Origin of the sequence: Streptomyces sp. NPDC001941 (genome assembly GCF_040296945.1) — a bacterium.
Lineage (GTDB): Bacteria > Actinomycetota > Actinomycetes > Streptomycetales > Streptomycetaceae > Streptomyces.
This window is the reverse complement of the sequence record NZ_JBEOYE010000012.1, coordinates 119,482-138,395: the sequence shown is the minus strand read 5'-3', so window position 1 is coordinate 138,395 and position 18,914 is coordinate 119,482. Positions and strand designations below refer to the sequence as shown.

General features: G+C 73.7%; 13 protein-coding genes. 7 read left to right on the top strand and 6 right to left on the bottom strand.

Features of this window, described 5'->3' with window-relative positions; genetic code table 11:
• The first annotated feature begins 125 nt into the window (after window positions 1–125).
• The 3 genes from ABT160_RS12370 to ABT160_RS12360 all read left to right on the top strand — a co-directional run bounded on the left by ABT160_RS12370 (window position 126) and on the right by ABT160_RS12360 (window position 4,184).
• Complete coding sequence (locus tag ABT160_RS12370) at window positions 126–1,769, top strand: amidohydrolase (RefSeq protein WP_351646697.1); 1,644 nt, start codon at window positions 126–128, stop codon at window positions 1,767–1,769.
• A gap of 260 nt (window positions 1,770–2,029) precedes the next feature.
• Window positions 2,030–3,289, top strand: a complete 1,260-nt coding sequence (locus ABT160_RS12365) for an LCP family protein (RefSeq protein ID WP_351646696.1) — start codon at window positions 2,030–2,032, stop codon at window positions 3,287–3,289.
• A gap of 124 nt (window positions 3,290–3,413) precedes the next feature.
• Complete coding sequence (locus ABT160_RS12360) at window positions 3,414–4,184, top strand: polysaccharide deacetylase family protein (protein WP_351646695.1); 771 nt, start codon at window positions 3,414–3,416, stop codon at window positions 4,182–4,184.
• A 98-nt stretch (window positions 4,185–4,282) separates the two neighbouring features.
• Here ABT160_RS12360 and tpx read toward each other — a convergent pair whose 3' ends face one another.
• On the bottom strand, window positions 4,283–4,783 hold the full coding sequence (gene tpx, locus ABT160_RS12355) for a thiol peroxidase (protein WP_351646694.1): 501 nt from the start codon (window positions 4,781–4,783) through the stop codon (window positions 4,283–4,285).
• A 144-nt stretch (window positions 4,784–4,927) separates the two neighbouring features.
• Here tpx and ABT160_RS12350 point away from each other — a divergent pair, with 144 nt between their 5' ends.
• Entirely contained in the window at window positions 4,928–5,341 is a 414-nt protein-coding gene (locus ABT160_RS12350; RefSeq protein ID WP_351646693.1) for an SsgA family sporulation/cell division regulator, read from the top strand.
• 24 nt (window positions 5,342–5,365) lie between these two features.
• On the opposite strand, the gene ABT160_RS12345 is transcribed toward ABT160_RS12350, so the two are convergent.
• The 3 genes from ABT160_RS12345 to ABT160_RS12335 form a co-directional block, all read right to left on the bottom strand.
• Window positions 5,366–5,842: a molybdopterin-dependent oxidoreductase gene (locus ABT160_RS12345; protein ID WP_351646692.1), complete on the bottom strand. Its 477-nt coding sequence runs from the start codon at window positions 5,840–5,842 to the stop codon at window positions 5,366–5,368.
• 333 nt (window positions 5,843–6,175) lie between these two features.
• Entirely contained in the window at window positions 6,176–8,968 is a 2,793-nt protein-coding gene (locus ABT160_RS12340; protein ID WP_351646690.1) for a molybdopterin-dependent oxidoreductase, read from the bottom strand.
• A 74-nt stretch (window positions 8,969–9,042) separates the two neighbouring features.
• Window positions 9,043–9,858: an FAD binding domain-containing protein gene (locus tag ABT160_RS12335; RefSeq protein ID WP_351646689.1), complete on the bottom strand. Its 816-nt coding sequence runs from the start codon at window positions 9,856–9,858 to the stop codon at window positions 9,043–9,045.
• Between the two features lie 240 nt (window positions 9,859–10,098).
• Between ABT160_RS12335 and ABT160_RS12330 the strand changes: the two genes are divergently transcribed.
• Entirely contained in the window at window positions 10,099–11,598 is a 1,500-nt protein-coding gene (locus ABT160_RS12330) for a PucR family transcriptional regulator (protein WP_351646687.1), read from the top strand.
• A 93-nt stretch (window positions 11,599–11,691) separates the two neighbouring features.
• On the opposite strand, the gene ABT160_RS12325 is transcribed toward ABT160_RS12330, so the two are convergent.
• Both ABT160_RS12325 and ABT160_RS12320 read right to left on the bottom strand, forming a co-directional pair.
• Window positions 11,692–12,090, bottom strand: coding sequence for a TOBE domain-containing protein (locus ABT160_RS12325; RefSeq protein WP_351646686.1), 399 nt, complete (start codon window positions 12,088–12,090; stop codon window positions 11,692–11,694).
• A 54-nt stretch (window positions 12,091–12,144) separates the two neighbouring features.
• On the bottom strand, window positions 12,145–13,476 hold the full coding sequence (locus ABT160_RS12320) for a right-handed parallel beta-helix repeat-containing protein (protein WP_351646685.1): 1,332 nt from the start codon (window positions 13,474–13,476) through the stop codon (window positions 12,145–12,147).
• A 186-nt stretch (window positions 13,477–13,662) separates the two neighbouring features.
• Between ABT160_RS12320 and ABT160_RS12315 the strand changes: the two genes are divergently transcribed.
• Window positions 13,663–14,730 carry a Dyp-type peroxidase gene (locus ABT160_RS12315; RefSeq protein WP_351646683.1) on the top strand — a complete coding sequence of 356 codons (1,068 nt, stop codon included), beginning with the start codon at window positions 13,663–13,665 and terminating at the stop codon, window positions 14,728–14,730.
• Between the two features lie 163 nt (window positions 14,731–14,893).
• Window positions 14,894–18,799 (top strand): SpaA isopeptide-forming pilin-related protein, encoded by a 3,906-nt coding sequence (locus ABT160_RS12310; RefSeq protein WP_351646682.1) that lies wholly within the window; start codon window positions 14,894–14,896, stop codon window positions 18,797–18,799.
• The last annotated feature ends 115 nt before the right edge of the window (window positions 18,800–18,914 follow it).

Below are 18,914 nucleotides of genomic sequence, written 5' to 3'. Positions count from 1 at the left end.
GCCCCCTTACCCCCCGCCGGCCGCCCCCCAGCCGCGGCCCGGGGGGGGCCCCCGCCCCCCGGCGCGGCCCGCACCGCGCCCCGCCCCACCGCACGACCCCGCCCCACCGCACGAAGGGACCCCGCATGACCCGCACCCCCGCCGACCTCGTCCTCACCGGCGGCCCCGTCCTCACCCTGGACGCCGCCCGCAGCCGCGCCACCACCGTGGCCGTCACCGGTGACCGCGTCACCGCCGTCGGGCACGACGAGGTGCGCGAGCTGATCGGCCCCCGCACCGAGGTCGTCGACCTCGCCGGACGGCTGCTCATGCCCGGGTTCCAGGACGCCCACGTCCACCCCGTCTCCGCCGGGATCGAGCTGGCCCGCTGCCACCTGCTCGGCCTGCGCACCCGGGCCGAGACCCTCGCCGCCGTCGACGCCTACGCCCGCGCCCACCCCGACCAGGCGTGGATCACCGGCGGCGGCTGGGCCATGGAGGCCTTCGACGGCGGCGCCCCCACCAAGGAGCTGCTCGACCCGATCGTCCCCGACCGGCCCGTCTACCTGCCCAACCGCGACCACCACGGCGCCTGGGTCAACTCCCGGGCCCTGGAGCTCGCCGGGATCACCCGCGACACCCCCGACCCCGCCGACGGCCGCATCGAGCGCGACGAGCACGGCGAGCCCACCGGCCTCCTCCAGGAGGGCGCCATGGAGCTGGTCGCCCGCCACACCCCGTCCTCCACCCCCGCCGACCGCCTCGACGCCCTGCTGCGCGCCCAGGCCCAGCTGCACGCCTACGGCATCACCGCCTGGCAGGACGCCATCGTCGGCTCCTTCGGCTCGATGGACGACCCGGCCGACGCCTACCTCACCGCCGCCCGCGACGGCTCGCTGACCGCGCGCGTCGCCGGGGCCCTGTGGTGGGACCGCGAGCGCGGCGCCGAGCAGATACCCGAACTCCTGGCCAAGCGGAAGGAGTTCACCCACGGGCGGTTCCGCGCCTCGACGGTGAAGGTCATGCAGGACGGCGTCGCCGAGAACGGCACGGCCGCGCTCCTCGCCCCGTACCTCGACGCCTGCGGCTGCGCCACCGCCAACACCGGCAAGAGCTTCGTGGACCCCGAGCGGCTGCGCGGGTACGTCACCGAGCTGGACGCCCTCGGCTTCCAGGTCCACTTCCACGCGCTCGGCGACCGTGCGGTGCGCGAGGCCCTGGACGCGGTGGCCGCCGCCCGCGCGGCCAACGGCTTCCGCGATACCCGCCACCACCTGGCCCACCTGCAGATCGTGCACCCCGACGACCTGCCCCGCTTCCGCGCGCTCGGCGCGAGCGCCAACATCCAGCCGCTGTGGGCCGCGCACGAGCCGCAGATGGACGAGCTGACGATCCCGTTCATCGGCCCCGAGCGCACCGCCTGGCAGTACCCGTTCGCGGCGCTGCTCGCCGCCGGGGCGACCGTCGCCGCCGGCTCCGACTGGCCCGTCAGCAGCGCCGACCCGATCCAGGGCGTCCACACGGCCGTCAACCGCGTCGCGCCCGACGAGGACGGCCCGGTGTTCCTTCCCGAGCAGCGCATCGGCCTCACCGCGGCCCTGGCCGCCTACACGGCGGGCAGCGCGTACGTGAACCACCTGGACGACACCGGTTCCGTACGGGCCGGGAACCTCGCCGACCTGGTGGTCCTGGACCGCGACCCGTACGCCGGGCCGCCCGAGGAGATCGGATCCGCCCGGGTCCTGCAGACGTACGTCGGAGGCCGCCGGGTGTACGACGCGCAGGCCTGACCGCCGCCCTCCCCTCCTGCCGTACGGCGGCGCAAGGGCCCGAGGTCCCTCGACCCCGGGCCCTTGGTCATGCTTCCGTCCCCAAGTGGGCCGTATTTGCCTGCCTTTGGGAAAAGCCGGGGCAATCCATGACGCACCGCTCGTGAACTCTGTCCGCATTCCTCCCCTCTGTCCTGTCGGGGTGCCGGCATCGAGGAGCCGGTACCCCCGCAGCACCACCCGCCGGGGCGCACCGCCCCGGGGCAGGAGAGGAACCGTTCATGAGCCAGGGCCACCACCCGGCGCGCACCGCCGCGCACGGCAGCAGCGGCGGCCGGCCGCGCCGGACCCGCTGGGGACGGGTGCTCGCGGCCACCGTCGCCACCGCGCTGGTCGCCGCCGCGGGCGCCGGCTTCTGGGTCTACCGCGAGCTCGGCGACGGCCTGCGCACCTCCGAGGCCCTCGGCTCCGGCGCCAAGTCCTCCGGAGGGGAGCAGAACATCCTCCTGATGGGCCTGGACAGCCGCAAGGACCTCCAGGGCGACCCGCTGCCCAAGGACCTGCTCGACAAGCTCCACGCGGGCGCCAGCAGCGACGTGGGCGGCTACAACACCAACACCCTCATCCTGCTGCACGTCCCCGCCGGGGGCGGCAGGGCCACCGGAATCTCCGTGCCCCGCGACGACCTCGTCGACGTCCCCGGCTTCGGCAAGCGGAAGATCAAGGAGGCGTACGGCCTCGCCAAGGCCCGCGAGGAGGAGGCGCTCACCCGCCGCGGCGTCACCGACCACGCCGAACTGGAGTCCAGGGGCCGCGAGGCGGGCCGCCGCACCGAGATAGCCACCGTACGGTCCTTCCTGGGCGTCCCCGTCGACCACTTCGCCGAGATCAACCTGGCCGGGTTCTACGACCTCGCCGACGCGCTCGGCGGCGTCGACGTGTGCCTCAAGCACGCCACGAAGGACGAGTACTCCGGCGCCGACTTCCACGCCGGACACCAGACCCTGGACGCCCAGCAGGCCCTCGCCTTCGTACGCCAGCGCCACCACCTGCCCGCCGGAGACCTCGACCGCACCCGGCGCCAGCAGGCGTTCCTGCTCTCCGCGCTGCACAAGCTGGAGCACAGCGGCCTGCTCGACGGCATCGGCCGCGCCCACGCCCTCCTCGGCGCGGCCAAGCGCGACATCGTCGTCGACGACGGCTGGGGCCTGCTGCCCATGGCGAACGAACTCAAGGAACTCGCGGGCGGGAACGTCGCGTTCCACACGCTCCCCGTCGACGGCTTCGCCACCTACCACCGCGAGTCCGTCAACGTCGTCGACCCTGCCAAGATCCGCAAGGAGGTGGCCGCGCTCCTCGCGCCCGCCGCGGAACCGTCACCCGCCCCGGCGAACTCCTCCCGGAAGGACCGGAAGGACCGGAAGGACCGGAAGGACCGGAAGGACCGGAAGGACCAGAAGGAGCACGGTGCGCCCGGCGGGGGAGACGACCACAAGGGCGGCGGACTCGGCGATGGCGACGCGACCGCCTGCGTGGACTGACCCCGGCCGGCCCCGTCTGACCTGACGCCCCCGGCCACCGTCCCCCCGCCGACCGTCCCCGGAACGACCACGAACCGACCTCGAACCGACCCCGATCCGACCCCGATCCGACAGGAGCCCTCCCATGAACCGGCCGAACCCGCTGAGCGGAAAGAACCGTTCGGCCATAGCCCTGCTCACGGCGGCCCTGCTCGTCGTGATCGCCGCCGCCGCGGCGGCCGTACTCCTGCGCGGCAACGACGAGGGGAACGACCCCGGGCGCTCCGACGCCAAGCCGTCCGCCAGGAAGGTGGACCCGAGCATCGTGCACGCCTCCGAGCGGGCCGGACGCAGCGTCAACATCACCATCGACGACGGCCCCAGCCCCCGCTGGACGCCCCAGGTCCTCGACGTCCTCGCCCAGTACGGCGTCAAGGCCACCTTCTGCATGATCGGCCCCGAGGCCCGCGCCCACCCCGACCTGGTCAAGAAGGTCGTCGCCGCCGGACACCGGCTCTGCGACCACAGCGTCCACCACGACACCGGCATGGCCGAGAAGACCGAGGACTACCAGTCCCACGAGGTCCTCGACGCCGAGAAGATGATCGAGGACGCGTCCGGCGGCGCCCCCGTCGACTACTTCCGCGCCCCCGGCGGCTCCTTCGACCCGTACAACCGCCACCTCGCCGCCGACCACGGCATGCGCCCGCTCGGCTGGAACGTCGACAGCGAGGACTTCAAGAAGCCCGGCGCCGCCAAGATCGTGTCCACCGTCGAGCGCGAACTGAGCCCCGAACACCCCACCGTGCTCTTCCACGACGGCGGCGGGGACCGCGACCAGACGGTCGCCGCGCTGAAGGAACTGCTGCCGTGGATGAAGGAGCAGGGGTACGGATTCGGGTTCCCCAAGCGCTGACCCCCCGGTCCGGGTGCGGTCGGCCCGGTACGGGTGTGGCCGGCGCGACAGCCGCCGCGCCGGCCACACCCGTACCCCTGTCGCCTACTTCCTGTCGCCTACTTCAGGACGGCGAGCGCGGCGTCGTAGTCCGGCTCGTCGCCGATCTCGCCGACCAGCTGCGTGTGCAGCACCACGTCGTCCGCGTCGAGGACGACCACGGCGCGCGCCGTGAGACCGGCCAGCGGGCCGTCGGCGAGGTCCACGCCGTAGTTCTCGTGGAACTCGCGGCCGCGCAGCGTCGACAGCGTCTTCACGTTCTCCAGGCCCTCCGCGCCGCAGAAGCGGCCCTGCGCGAACGGCAGGTCGGCGGAGACGCACAGCACCACCGTGTCGGCCAGGTTCGCGGCCTCCTCGTTGAAGCGGCGCACCGACGCGGCGCAGGTGGGGGTGTCCACGCTCGGGAAGATGTTCAGGACCTTGCGCTGACCTGCGAAGTCCTTCAGCGAGGTGTCCGCCAGACCGGCGCCCACCAGCGAGAACTGCGGGGCCTGGCCGCCGACGGCGGGCAGGGCGCCGTTGACCTGGACGGGGTTGCCCTTCAGGGTGACCTGGGCCATGGGAAAACTCCTTTGAAAGGGTGACTGCAACGTCCGTGATCGTACTGTGGTCCCCCTCGCGCCCCACCGGGCCGGGTTGCCCCGCAACACGCCCGTACGGGGGACATCGCGCATGCACTCGCGAAGCCCGGGCACGCGGCGGGCGTGAACGCCGCTCTCCTGCACCCCGTACCCGCGCGCCTGCGCGCCCACGACCACACGCCGCTGCCGGTCGGCGGCGTCCAGCTGACCTACCGCACCGACGATCCGTTCGCCGTCGAACTGCGCTTCCCGGAACCGGCCCCCGACGAACCGGCCGTGCGCTGGACCTTCGCCCGCGACCTGCTGCGCGAGGGGCTGCACGGCGCCGCCGGGATCGGTGACGTACGGCTCGCCCCGTGCGCCCCCGGCTGGCTCCGCCTCACCCTGTCCAGCCCGTACGGACAGGCGTCCGTGGAGCTCCACCGCCGTGCCGTGCGCGACTTCGTCCGGGCCGCCGACGACCTCGTCCCCCCGGGCACCGAGACCACCCGCATCGACCTCGACGCCCTCACCCGCGCCCTGCTGCCCTCCGACTGACCCGTCCGCCCCGCGCACCCCGGCTCACGGCGCGCACGTGCCCACCCAGATCCCCGTCACCGCACTCACGTACCGCGCGCCGCAGCGGTCGGTGGGGATCACCAGCTGCGTACCCGCCGCGTCCAGGTCCACCCCGTCCATCCGCGTCGCCAGCAGCACCGGGGCGTCCCCGAAGTCCGGGTCCACCTCCGCCCACGACAGCACCGTGTGGTGCCCGTCGCCGCCGCTCACCGCGAGCAGGTAGCGCGAGCGTTCCTTGCGCCGTGCCGGATCGAACCCCGGCCGGGCCAGCGAGACCACCTCCCGCAGCAGCGGACCCGAGAAGACGTGGTGCTGCGGGCCCGCCGTCGCGCAGTCGAACGTGACGGCGGCCCGGTGCTGCGCCCAGCCGCCGCGCAGGTCGGCCACGGTCAGCGCCACCGGCTCCGCCACGTCCCCCCACAGCCGGAACGCGCCCTCGCGCGCGATGTCCTGGCTCGGCGGAAGGGTCAGTCGGCTCATGGGATCCCCCTCGGACGGTCGGTGCGGACGACGGCCCAGTGATACCCGGCCGCCCCGGGACAGAACCACACCTGCGACCCCGATGACCGCATCCCGTACGCGATTGTGAGGTTGATACGAGAGGCCAGACCGTAAAGTCCGGGTGCTTTGTACGGAGAATGCGGGTGCTTTGTACGGAGAATGCGGGTGCTTCGTACGGAGAAGCGGGGCGTACGGAGACGCGAGCTGTACGTGGCAACGGAGACGCGGGCGGTACGCGGACCGGTGCCGTGCGAAGAACCACACCGTACGGATCCCCCGCGCCGGCCCCTCGGCCCCTCGGCCCCGCGCCCGTCAGGTCCGTAGCCCTCCGTCGCGCCCCGCCGCCCGTTCCATCGCCAGCCACACCCGGTCCCGGGTCAGCGGCAGCTCGGTGAACCGCACCCCCGTCGCGTCCCGCAGCGCGTTCGCGAACGCCGGGGCCACCGGGTTGAACGGGCTCTCGCTCATCGACTTCGCCCCCAGCGGCCCGATCGCGTCCGAGGTCTCCGAGAAGTGCACCTCGGTACGCGGCACGTCGGCGTACTGCGGCAACCGGTAGCGCCGGAACGCGGCCGTCGTCACCTCGCCCCGCTCGTCCACCCGTACGTTCTCGAAGAGGGTCGCCCCCAGCGCCTGCGCCACCCCGCCCTCGACCTGCCCCCGGCACTGCATCGGGTTCATCACCCGGCCCGCGTCCGCCGCGTGCACACTGCGCAGGATCCGCACCTCGCCCGTCCCCGGGTCCACCGCGAGCCGGAACCACTGCGCGTTGAACGTCACCGACCGCGGCGAACCGCCCCAGTGCCCGTCCGCGGCCAGCTCCTGCTCCGCACCGGCCGCGTGCGCCGCCTCGTACAGCTCCTTCAGCGTCACCACCCGGCCCGCGCACACCACCGCCTCCGCGCCCAGCTCGCACAGGTGCCGGGCCACCCGCGTGTGCCGCGCCGCGAACGTCCGCAGCCGCTCCGCCAGGGACTGCGCCGCCATCAGCACGGCCTTGCCCGCCACCACCGTCCCCGCCGAGGCGAACGCGCCCGTGTCGTGCCGCACCACGTCCGTGTCCGACTGGCGGATCGCCACCCGGTCCTCCGTGGTGCCCAGCGCCCCCGCCGTGATCTGCTGGTGCACCGTCGTCGTCCCGTTGCCGAACTCCGCGGTCCCCACCGCCACGTCGTACGTGCCGTCCGCCAGCAGGCTCACCCGCGCGTCCGCGAAGTGCCCCCCGGGCGGCCCGGTCGCGATCATCGCCAGCGCCGAGCCCTGCCCGGTCAGCCAGCCCTCGGGCACGTCCCGTTCGCTGACGTCCTCCGCGAGCGCCCCGCGCACCACCGACAGGCACTGGTCCAGGCCGTAGCTGGCGATGTGCAGGTCCTCCTCCTCGCCGATCGGACTGTGCATCGGGTCCCCGGGCCCGATCACGTTCTTCGCCCGGAACTCCAGCGGGTCCAGGCCCAGCCGCCGCGCCAGTTCGTCCATCAGCGACTCCACCGCGAAGGTCACCTGGCCGAGCCCGTACCCGCGGAACGCCCCCGCCGGCACCACGTTCGTGTACACCGAGAAGGCGTCCACCTTCTTGTGCGGCGCCCGGTACACCGCGAACGACTCGCCCACGCTGTGGAACATCACCGCGGGGCCGTGATTGCCGTACGCGCCCGTGTTGGACACCACGCGCATCTGGACGGCCGTCAGCGTCCCGTCCGCCCGGGCACCCACCTTGATCCGGATGGTGAACGGGTGCCGCGTCGTGGCGCCGTGGAACTGCTCCGCGCGCGTGTACTCCAGCTTCACCGGCCGCCTCAGCCGCAGCGCGGCCAGCACCACCACGTCCTCGGTCAGCATCTCCTGCTTCCCGCCGAAGCCACCGCCCACCCGCCCCGCGACCACCCGCACCTCGTCCTCCGCGAGCCCGTACAGCGCGCACAGCGCCCGGCGCGTCAGGAACGGCGTCTGCGTGGACGACCGCACGGTCAGCCGCTCGCCCTCGCCGTCCTCCTTCGGCTCGAAGTACGCCACGCACCCGTGTGTCTCCAGGCTCGCGTGCTGCACCCGCTGCGTACGGAACGTCTCCTCGAGGACCAGGTCCGCCTCCGCGAACCCCCGCTCCACGTCCCCGATCTCCCCGTGCACCTCGCCCGCCACATTGGCCTCGGCGCGCGCGATCCGCGCCGAGGGCCCCTTGTCGCCGTGCAGCACCGGGGCGCCCGGCAGCATCGCCTCCTCCGGATCGATGACGTACGGCAGCTCCTCGTACACCACCTCGATCCGCCGGCAGCCCTCCTCCGCGGCCCCCTCGCTCTCCGCGACCACCGCCGCCACCCGCTGCCCCGCGTACCGCACCACCCGGTCGAGCACCCGCGTGTCGTCCGGGTCCTCCGTCGGGTGCTCGTGACGGGCGCTCGAGTACAGCACGTCCGGCGCGTCCTCGTGCGTGAACACCGAGTGCACCCCCGGCACCCGCAGCGCCGCCGCCGTGTCGATCGCCACGATCCGCGCGTGCGGGTGCGGCGAGCGCAGCAGCTTCATGTGCAGCAGCCCCGGCACCTCCACGTCGAACGTGTAGCGCGCCGTCCCCGTCACCACCTGCGGGCCCGCCGGCGCCGCCACGTTGCGGCCCACCGCCCGGCCCGCGCACGGACGCTCGGTGTGCCGCACCCCGTGCACCGCGTCCTCGATCGCCCGGTACCCCGTGCACCGGCAGATGTTCCCCTTGAACGCCCGCGGCAGGTCGTCCAGCTTCCCGTCGTCGTGCTCCGTCCCGCGCTCCGCCTCCAGCGCCGCCGTCGTCATCAGGAACCCCGCCGTGCAGAACCCGCACTGGTAGCCCTGCGCGTCCAGGAACTTCTTCTGTACGGGATGGAGTTCACCGCCCGGCGCGGCCAGGCCCTCCACCGTGGTCACCGCACGCCCGCCCGCGCGCACCGCCGGGTACAGGCAGCTGTGCACCGGCTCCCCGTCCACGTGCACCGTGCACGCCCCGCAGTCGCCGGCGTCGCAGCCCTTCTTCACGCCGAACCAGCCGCGCTCGCGCAGGTACGTCCGCAGGCACTGCCCGGCACGCGGGGCCGCGTCGAACGGCTGCTCGTTGATCTCGATGTGAAAGCTCATCAGGAGGCTCCTGCCACAAGGTCGGGGGACGGGGAGTCGGGGAGGGGCGAGCGGGAGGGGGCGGGACGGGCAGGTCACCCCCGCACCAGCTCCCGCCGCACCTCCTCCGCGAACCGCAGCGCCATGTGCCGGCGCCACTGCGGCAGCCCGTGGATGTCGTCGAACCACTCGTCCGCCGCCACGCCCGCGTCGACCACCCGCCGCAACTCCCGCTCCCCGGGCGGCAGCGGGAACCAGAACCGCAGCGGGCGCACCGTCGCCGCGCTCACCGTCACCGCCAGCGACCCGTCCATCGGGTCGAGCGCCCCGATCACCAGAGCACCCGAACGCCCGAGCCCGTACAGCGAGGCCTGGCGGAACGCCGTACGGCACCCCAGCGCACGCCCCGGCACCGTCACCGACCGCAGCAACTCGCCCTCGGCGAGGTCCTTGCGGCCCGCGCCCGTGACGAAGTCCACGACCTTCACCCGGCGCCGCGCACCGTCCTGCGCCTGCAGCAGGCACTCCCCGTCCAGCGCCGCCGTCAGCGAGATCATCGGCCCGGCGGGCAGCCCGTTGCACAGGTTCCCGCCGACCGTCGCCATGTTCCAGATCTTGAAGGAGGCCAGGAACGCCCGGCAGCACTGCTCGACCAGCGGCCCCGCCGCCTCGGTCATCCTCCGTCCGTGGCGCGACAGCTGGGCGATGGTGCAGGTGGCGGCGATCTCCAGGGAACCGTCCGCCCCGCGCGCCAGCGGCTCCCAGCCCATCCGGCTCAGGTCCACCAGGCGCCGCAGCCCGGGCTGCGGCTCGGAGAAGAGGTACGTGCCCCCGCCCAGCCACGCGTCACCGGGCCGCCACGGCTCGCGCGACCGCCCGTCGCGCACGTCCGTCACCGTGTTCAGGTCCATCGCGATCCCCGCTTCCCCGCCGTGCCACCCACCGGTGCTTCCCAGCCAGTGAAGCCCGGCGGGCGGACCGGAAACGACTGGTGCGACGACCGGAAATCGTCCAGCGCCCCTCGCTGCCCCCTGGAGGAATCACCAAGGGGCGTTTCCCTCGACAGACTTCGCATTTACGATGGCTCGACTCGCATTCGCCTCGTGAATGTGAGAAGCGGGAGAACCCCGTGACCGCGCAAGGAGCCCCGCATGCACGTCGAACACCTGCTGAGCCTGGACCGGCTCGACCTCGGACTCGTCTGGGGCGACCCGGCACTCCTCGGCCAGGAGATCAGCGGAGTGACCGCCACCGACCTGGAGGACCCCACCCGCTTCCTCCAGCCCGGCGAGATCGTGCTCAGCGGACTCGTCTGGTGGAGCCCCGACGCCGGCCCCGCCAAGACCGACCGCTTCGTCGCCGCCCTGCGCGACGCCGGGGCCGTCGCCCTCCTCGCGGGCGAGGAGACCCACGGCGAGGTGCCGCACCAGCTCGCCGACGCCTGCCGCACCCACCGGATCGCGCTCCTTTCCGTCCCCGCCCACACCAGCTTCCGCGCCATCACCGAAGCCGTGTACCTGCGCCAGTGGGGCGAGCTCAGCCGCCGCCCCACCGGCCACTGGGCCCTCCCGGAGAACGTGCGCGCCGAACTGGAGCGCGCCCTCGACCGGGGCGCCCCCGCCGCCGACCTCCTCGACCGCGCCTTCGCCCACCTCGGCACCCCCGCCTGCCACCTGCTCACCAGCTCGGGCCGCACCCTCGCCCGCACCGCAGGCACCCCCAGGCTCAGCCCCGACCGGGGCGCCCTGGCCCTGCGCGGCGACCACGGCGCGACCCTGCGCGTCGACGCCGACGACACCGTCTTCGACGCCTGGCACCTGCACGTCCCCGAAGCCGGCACCGTCCCCCCGCGCGTCCTCCAGGAGATAGCCGACCTCCTCGGCCGCCACCGCCGCCGCGAGGACCGCCGCCGCGCCCCCCGCGACCAGGCCCACGCCGAACTCGCCCGCCTCACCGGCGCCGCACACCCCGACCCCAACGCCCTGGAAGCCGCCCTGCGCACCAGCGGCCTGCCCGCCGAAGGCCCCTACACGGTCGCCGTGGCGGCGGGCGACGAGGACGCGGCCGCCGCCCTCGCCGAAGCCCTCCGGCACGCCACCGACGCGCCCCGCGCCGTCGCCGCGCTCCCGGGCGGCGAGGCCCTCGCCGTCATCGCGGACACCGGCGTGCGCGACGCCCTCGCCCGGGCGTGGCCCCTGGTCCAGGAGTGCCGCCCCGCACCCGTCCTGCACGCCGGCCTCGGCCACCCGGTGCGCGCCGCCGCCCACCTGGGCCGCGCCCTCGCCCAGGCCCGCCACGCCCTGGCCGCCGCCCGCGCCACCGGCCCGGACACGGCGGCCGTGGCCGACCTCGGCGCCGTCTCGACCCTGGGCACCCTGCTCGCGGGGGTGCCGGACGACGTCAGGACCGCGTACCGGGAGACGGTCCTGGGCCCGCTCCTGAAGGAGGGCAGGGCCTCGCACGCGATGCTGCGCGAGACGCTGGAGGTCTTCCTCGCCCACGACTGCTCCTGGGCCCGCACGGCGGAGGCCCTGCACCTGCACGTGAACACGGTCCACTACCGCATCCAGCGGGTGGAGACCCTGACTTCCCGCGACCTGTCACGCCTGGACCACCGCCTCGACCTGCGGGCGGCGCTGCTGTGCGGCTGAGCGCGGGGGAGGGACCGGCGGCGACGGGGACCGGTCGAGCCCGCCGCGTACGACGGCCAGGGGAGTCCGACCCGTACGGGCTCGTACGGGGGATCAGGGCAGGTCGACGTGTACGTTCGTCGACTTCACCCGGGCCGTGACCGTCACCCCCACCGCCAGCCGCAGGTCCTCCACCGCCTCGCGCGTCACCAGGGACACCAGCCGGTGCGGCCCCGCCTGGACCTCCACCTGCGCGGCCACGTCGTCGACCCGTACGTCCGTCACGATCCCGACGAAGGAGTTCCGTACCGACGTCGGCAGGTCGTCGTCCGGCACGGCGTGCAGGCCCGAGCCCCGCTCCTTGGCGAACCGGGCCAGGCTCACCCCGTCGATCACCCGGTTGCCCGAGCCGTCCCGGTCCATGCGCAGCCGACCGCCGTCCGCCCAGCGGCGAACGCTCTCCGAGCTGACTCCCAGCAGGCTCGCGGCCTGCCCAATGCTGTACGACGGCACCCCCGCACTCTAGACGCAGGGGTGCCGTGACGGGGCAGCGTGCCGGGCGCGCGCTCAGCGGGGCAGCGGGAAGGCCTTCGGGTCCACCGGCCCCGGAAGCCCCACCGCCGGGCGCGCCACGGCCCCCGCCCCGCCGGGCAGCTGCGGCTGCGGACCCGGCGCCGGGACCTCCTTGAACGACACCCCGGGCGGCACCGCGGCCCGGCGCGCCGCACCCGGCGAGGCCAGCGCCACGTCCTGCCCCGGGCAGGCGCTCACCGCACGGGGGAGCACGGCCGGGCTCGTGGGCGCCGTGCCGTTGGCGGCGAAGCAGTTGCCGCCGGTGCGCGCGGCGGTCAGCACCAGCCCCGCCGGGGCGCCGTCGATCGCGTTGCCGCTGATCCGGTTGGAACGCACCGGGTAGCCCTGCACGTCGCTGAGCACCACCGCCGCCGTGCGGTGCCCGCTGATCCGGTTGCGCTCCACCGTGTTGCGGGTGCCGCCGCCGATGCCCAGGCCGATGCCGAAGCCGCCGTCCGCCTGTTCGGGACTGCGGTCGTCGTTGTTGTCGCTGATCGTGTTCCCGACGACGTACGCGTCGTGCTGCGGCCCCAGCGCCTCCAGGTTGTTGGAGTTCACCGTGAAGCCGACCCGGTTGCGGCGCACCGTGTTCGCCGCGAAGTACAGGCCCCGGGAGGCGTTGGTGACCTCCACCCCCACCGCGTTGTGCTCCAGGGTGTTGTCCCGCACCAGCGTGTCGCACGGATCGCACTGGCCGACGTAGATCCCCGAGTCGGACTGCCCGGACGCGTACGAGCGCTCGATCACGCCACCGCGCGCGTCGAACGCGTAGATCCCGTACAGGGCGTTGTTGTGCGCCGTCACGTACGACGCCCGGAAGCCCCGCAGCGGCGGGAACTTGACCGTGTCCAGCGGGTCGTACCCGGCCCCGCCCGCCCCCGAGCCCTGCAGCCGCTCGTCGGTCACGCCGGTGAACAGCACCCCGTTCGCCAGGTGGTTGCGCACCGTGAGGTTCTCCACCACCGAACCCGCGCCGGTGACCGTCACCCCGTTGGCCCGCACGAACTGACCGTCGATGACGGTCCCGTCGCGGTCCGCGCCGCGCAGCACCACACCGGGCCGCCGCACCGCCACGCTCTCGCGGTAAACACCCGAAGAGACCAGCACCGTGTCCCCGGATCGGGCGACATCCACCGCCTGTTGGATGGACGGATAGTCACCCGGTACGCGCAGGACGGCGGGTGGTCCACTGGGCGCGGACTTGGCGTCCGTGCCGCTCTGCCCGCAGCCTGTCAGGGCGAACAGCACCGCACCGCCCAGGCACACCCGGCGCCGCCACCGGCGGAAGGCGCCGTGCGGGGCGGAATTCCCGAAAAGTGATCGCATGGGGCGAAGTTGTATCGTCACGCTGCGTCCCCCAGCGGACACTGGCCCCCGATCTGCCCCGACGCCCTCCGCACGCCTGCCGCGCCCGACCGGCGAGCCGCATCCGCACCCACCCCTCCTCCTCGCACTCCCGCTCCCTCCGCACCCCGTACGGCCGTCCCGGCCCCGCCCGCCCTGGAGCCCCTGGTGACCGCCCCCTCCTTGCCGTCCCGCCGCGCCCTGCTCGCCCTGCCCCTGGCCGCCGCCGCGTGCGCACCCCCCACCCCGCCTCCGCCCCCGGCCCCGCCGGCCCCCGCGCCCGCGCCGCGCCGCGTCCCGCCCCGCGTCCAGGAGGGCCTCGCCGCGCCCCAGCCCGCCCGGACCCTGCTCCTCGCGTACGACCTGGCGCCCCGCCGGCGCGACCTGACAGCGGTACGCGACACCCTCACCGCCCTCCACGCCGCACCCGTGCCCGGCGTCACCCGCACCCTCGCGGCCGGCCCCCACCTGCACCGCGCCCTCGGCCTCCCCGCGCCCCGGGGCCTCGCCCCGCTTCCGCCGCTCCCGGGCGACCGCCTGGACGCCTCCCGCGGCGACGGGGACCTCCTGGTGCAACTGTGCGGCGCGGAACCGGAGGCCCTGGAACGCGCAGCCGTACGGTTCACGGCACTGGCCCGCGCGGCGTTCGCCCCCCGCTGGCGCCAGGCCGGCTTCCTGCCGCCCGGCCCGCCCGGACAGACACCCCGCAACCTCTTCGGCTTCAAGGACGGCACCGAGAACCCGTCCGGCGACGAACTGGCCCGCTGGGTGTGGCACGCCGACGGCAGCACGTTCCTGGTCTACCGGCGCATCCACATGGCCGTCGGCGGCTTCGCCGCGCTGCCCGCCGGCGAGCAGGAGGACGTCATCGGCCGCCGCAGGGACAGCGGCGCGCCCCTGGGGGGACGCGCCGAGCGCGATCCGGTGAACCTGTACGCCAAGACCCCGCAGGGCCGTTACGTGATCCCCGCCGACGCGCACGTACGCCTGGCGCACTCCCGCCTCGACGGCGGCGCGCGGATGCTGCGGCGCGGCTACTCGTACGACGACGGGCCCGGCGACAGCGGGCTGCTCTTCCTGGCCTACATGCGCGACCCCGCCCTCTTCGCGCGCGTGCAGCAGCGGCTCGCCGCGCAGGACGCGATGTCGCGCTTCGTGGAGCACCGCGCCTCCGCGGTCGCCCTGGTGCTGCCCGCGCCCGCGCCCGGCGGGACGTTCGGCGACGGTCTGCGGTGATCAGCCCAACGGTCTATTCCGTTGCTCCCTCAGTGTCATGAATACCAGTCATATGATCATGAAACGTGATGGACCGTGACGAGCCGGGAACCGGGCATGCGGCGCATCCCTCCGACTGATGCGCATCCTCCGTCCGAGATGACGCAACCACGGGAGCGATGACTTGCCCACCAACGATCCGGCCGCCGCGCGCGGCTCGACCGCGCGGCGGCGCGCGGGCACCTGGGGTGTCCTGCTGCCGCTGCTGGCCTCCAGCGCCGCGCTGGCCAGCGCGCCCCACGCCCAGGCCCGGGACGCCGCCGCCGACGCGGGCGACGGCACCGTCAAGGTCCGCGTCGTGCGCGAGGTCAACGCCAACGGCCGCTGGGACCAGGTGCTCGAACCCGGCATGAACCAGGTCGAGGTCCGCCTCACCGACGACGCCGGCACCACCGTCACGGCGAGGACCGGCCCCGACGGCACCGCCACCTTCACGCCGGACGGCACGGCCCTCAAGGGCGGCAAGTACCGCGTCCAGGTCATCAACCCCAAGCCCGGCGTCCTCTGGTCCGCCTTCGCCTCCGACGAGGGCCTGGCGGGCGGCCCCACCTACCTGACCAGCACCGAGGAGTTCGTCGACGTCACCGGCGGCAGGAACACCGAGTTCACCACCGCCTTCTGGAACCCCGGCGACTACTGCCAGAAGAACGCCACCCTGGTCACCGCCTGCATCCGCAAGGACATGCCCGCGGGCGGCGCGGACCCCGAGACCCGCACGCTCATCTCGTTCCCGTACAACGCGCGCGGCAACAGGAACCAGACGACCAACCTCTCCGACAAGGCCACCACCGGCGCCCTGTACGGCATCGGCTGGAACAAGCAGAAGAAGTGGGTCTTCTCCGGCGCCATGGCCCGCCGCGGCTCCTCCTACGGGCCCGGCGGCGCGGGCGGCGTCTACGTCACCGACATGGCCGGCGGGGACACCACGCTGTTCACCACGGTCCCCGACGCCGGGACCACGGCGCACGCCTTCGCCACCGACATGGACCTGCCGTTCAAGGCGGCCGTCAGCACCGAGTCGCTGGGCGACGTCGAGGTCTCCGAAGACGGCAAGGACCTGTACGTCGTCAACCTCAACAACAAGACGCTGTACCGCTACGACGCGACCCAGAAGACCGCCGCCGCCCCCAAGGGCACCTACCCCATCCCGGACCCCGGCTGCGCGGCCCCCGGCGACTGGCGCCCGGGCGCCATCGGCATCCAGGACGGGGACGTCTACGTCGGCGGCACCTGCTCCGGCGAGTCCACCCAGGACAAGGCCGACATGCGGGCCGTGGTCCAGAAGTTCGACCCGGCGGCGGGCGCCTTCGGCGACGTCGTGATGGACCAGAAGCTGGACTTCCCCCGCCAGGTCGCCGACACCATCGCCGCGGGCTGCGGTGGCGGCAGCTGGTACCCCTGGACGGACGCCTGGCGCGGCCGGCAGGACAACAAGGTCTGTGCGCGCGGCGGCCGCTACGGCTACCCGCAGCCCTTCCTCACCGACGTCATCGTCGACACCGACGGCGAACTGATCCTCGGCTTCCGCGACCGCTTCGCCGACCAGTCCGGCCAGGGCGTCGCCGAGCGCGACGCGGCCGGCGTCTTCAACATCGAGGCGATGTCCGGCGGCGACCTCAACCGGGCCTGCAAGGGCGCGGACGGCACGTACGTCATCGACGGCAACGGCGGCTGCGCGAACAACTCGACCGTCCCCGGGATCAGGGAGTTCTACCCCGGCGACGCGCGAACCATCTGGCACCCCGAGTCCGCGTTCGGCGGCGTGGCCCTGTCCAAGGTCGAGACGACGATCGCCAGCTCCGGCATCGACGTCGACAACGCGACCACGTTCTCCAGCGGCACCCTGTGGGTGAACCGCACCGGCGGCGGCCCCGCCACCGGCTACGGCAACGTCCAGACCACCACCTTCGGCAAGGGCGGCGCCATGGCCGACCTGGAGGTGCTGTGCGACGAGGCGCCCATCCAGATCGGCAACCGCGTCTGGTACGACGTCGACAAGGACGGCATCCAGGACCCGGGCGAGCGGCCGGTCCCCGGCGCGACCGTCAACCTGTACGACGCCAACGGCACCCTGGTCGCCACGACCGTGACCACCGCGCGCGGCGAGTACTACTTCGACAGCGTCAGGCACGGCCTGAAGTTCGACACCCAGTACACCATCAAGATCGACAACCCCGCGGACTACGAGCAGGGCGGCCCGCTGTACCGCTGGGTCGTCACGCAGAACGACGCCGGGACCAACGACTTCATCGACTCCGACGGCAAGGTCCCGCCGGGCGGGAAGTTCCCCGAGCACACCATCACCACGGGCAAGGCCGGCCAGGACAACCACACGTACGACTTCGGCTACAACCAGCCCGACGGCGAACTGCGCGTCCTCAAGGTCGACGCGGACACCAAGAAGCCCGTGGCGGGCGCCGAGTTCCAGCTGTGGCGCGAGACCAACGGCGACGACGGCCTCCAGGCGGACGGCGACACGCCCGACACCAAGGTCGGTGCCGTACAGACGTCGGGGGCGGACGGGATCGCCAAGCTGCCCCGCCAGCCGCTGGGCACGTACTACTGGCAGGAGACCAAGGCCCCCGCGGGCTACGACCTGCCCGACCCGGCCGTCTTCGGCCCCCTGGAGCTGGACTTCGACAACTTCAAGGCGGGCGCCCAGGTGACCGCCGAGGACCTGCCCACCCCCTTCGGCGACCTGAGGGTCCTCAAGGTCGACGCCGACACCAACGCGCCGCTGGCGGGCGCGGAGTTCCAGCTGTGGCGCGAGACGAACGGCGACGACGGCCTCCAGGCGGACGGTGACACGCCCGACACCAAGGTCGGCGCCGTACAGACGTCGGGGGCGGACGGCATCGCCAAGGTCGCCAAGCAGCCCGTCGGTACGTACTACTGGCAGGAGACCAAGGCCCCGGCCGGGTACGAACTCCCCGACCCGGCCGTCTTCGGACCGCTCGTGATCGACCGCGCCACCTACAAGGCGGGCGCCCAGGTGACCGCCGCCGACAAGGTCATCCCGCTCGGCGAACTGCGCGTCCTGAAGGTCAACAGCATCACCAAGCAGCCGCTGGGAGGCGCCGGGTTCCAGCTGTGGCGCGAGACCAACGGCGAGGACGGCCTGCAGGCGGACGGTGACACGCCGGACACCAAGGTCGGCGCCGCGCAGACCACGGGCGCCGACGGCGTCGCGAAGGTCGTCAAGCAGCCGCTGGGCACGTACTACTGGCAGGAGACCGAGGCGCCCGCCGGCCACAAGCTGCCCGACCCGGCGGTCTTCGGACCGCTCGTCCTCGACGCCGACACCTACCAGGCCGGGGCCGAGGTCACCGTCGAGAACGAGCCCGAGGCCGTCCCGCTCAGCGGCGGCATCCGGATCATCAAGGTCGACGCCAGGACCAGGAAGCCCCTCGCGGGCGCCGTCTTCCAGCTCTGGCGGGACACCAACGGCAAGCCCGGCCTCCAGCGCACCGGCACCGGCGCGGACACCAGGGTCGGCGGCGCGTGCACCACGCCGGCGGACGGCACGTGCGAGACCATCAACCAGCGGCTGGGCACCTACTACTGGCAGGAGGTCAAGGCCCCCGCTGGGTACCCGCTCCCCAAGAACCCGGTCTTCGGCCCGTACGCGATCACCCCGCAGAACGCGAGCACCATCGTGTCGGACACCGTGGTCAACACCCGGCCCAAGGTCCCGGCCCAGTTCGTCCTCGTCAAGCGTGACGCCAAGACCAAGAAGCCCCTCCAGGGCGCGGTCTTCCAGCTGTGGCGCGAGACCAACGGCAAGCCCGGCCTCCAGCGCACCGGAGCCGGCCGCGACACCAAGGTCGGTACGGCCTGCGCCACCGACCGGCGCGGCACCTGCCGTTACCCGACCCTCCCGGGCCGGTACTACCTCCAGGAGCTCGCCGTCCCCGAGGGGTACGTGATGCCCGCCAACCGGGTGTTCGGCCCGTACGGCGTCGGCGAGAACACCAAGACGCTCAGCGTGAGCTTGTACAACAAGCGCGGTGAGCAGCGCAAGAAGAAGTAGCGGCGCGACACCCGTCGACGCCCCCGGGAGGTCCCCCTCGCACCGGCGAGGGGGACCTCCGCACGTCCGCCACCACCCCTGAACCCGTCCCCCCGTCCCCTCTCGCCCTTCCACC